General features: G+C 64.0%; 2 protein-coding genes. One reads left to right on the top strand and one right to left on the bottom strand.

The window, feature by feature from the left end; translation table 11 throughout:
- Window positions 1-205: hypothetical protein (locus AC08OV_RS23430; protein ID WP_476620333.1), on the bottom strand; the 205-nt coding region annotated here is incomplete at its 3' end.
- Window positions 206-456: 251 nt separating this feature from the next.
- On the opposite strand from AC08OV_RS23430, the gene AC08OV_RS23425 reads away from it, so the two are divergent.
- Window positions 457-723, top strand: a complete 267-nt coding sequence (locus tag AC08OV_RS23425) for a hypothetical protein (RefSeq protein ID WP_476614324.1) — start codon at window positions 457-459, stop codon at window positions 721-723.
- The last annotated feature ends 248 nt before the right edge of the window (window positions 724-971 follow it).

Genomic DNA, 971 nt, shown 5'->3' with positions numbered 1-971 from the left:
GGGGGAGGGCGGGAAAGAAGCCGAAGCCGAAGGCGAAGCTGGCAGCTTCGAAGGCGGCGTTGCCGGTGACATTGTTGGGGTTCCTCGTAGCAGCGTCGGCGTACTGCCGTAGTTCCTCGGGGGTGACGACCTGCGAATTGATGCGGCCCGAGAGGGAGTTCGCCGATACCGGTGCCTTATCGCTGGGTTGATGGGAGGAGCGCATGGCCTAAATTCTACGAGTAGTCCAGGGCATCTGCAAGGCATCTCGTGCTTTCGTGAATATTTCGCTCCTGAACCGTCCCGGTCTCTAAAAAACTCGGGGCGGTGCATTTTTCGTTTTTTGCTCATTATGGGAATCTGCCGACCATCGCAATATGTTATGCCGCCCATTGCTAAGGAGAAACTCGGAGCGGACACGGTCCCGACCAGCGCGTTCACCCCGCGGACCAGCAGCGACCGTACCGTGATTTTGGTGTGGCCGAACGCCGCGCCCTGCTTGCCTGGCCCGTAGACCCGCCGCTGGCAGGAGCGGAACCAGCACTCGAGGCCGACGATCCCGTCGGGCTCGTTCGCGGGGATATTCGTGACTATGAAGCTGACCGCGAGGGCGTGGTCGGCCACGCCCTCGGGAGCCAGCGTCAGCTGGCCCTGCCCCGCCAGGGACCGGAGCCGTCGGCGCCGTCCCGCCCGCTCGTGGCCGGCTTCCGCGACGACCCGGTGCTGCGTATACCCGTCACCTGACGGGTGCCTTTCGTCTGGGATGTCGTGTTGGTGTGGTGGCCCCTATTCTCCCTGCGCGACAGGCACCCGTTCACGTCCCACGGGTCAACAGTCAACCACCATCCCCGCCCTACTGGCGGATCTAGGTCTGAACGCCTCCGTAACGGTCCAGCCGCGGACTATTACGGAAGACAGCAGCACCCAGGCGTAGACCGGATCACGGCGACGCCGCCGCGGCCCGGAACGCCGAACAACCGGTCACCTAAGAG

Source organism: Frankia sp. CeTa3Moorea (genome assembly GCF_978021225.1).
Note: the sequence above shows the minus strand (reverse complement) of the source record. Positions and strands in the feature narration are given on the sequence as shown.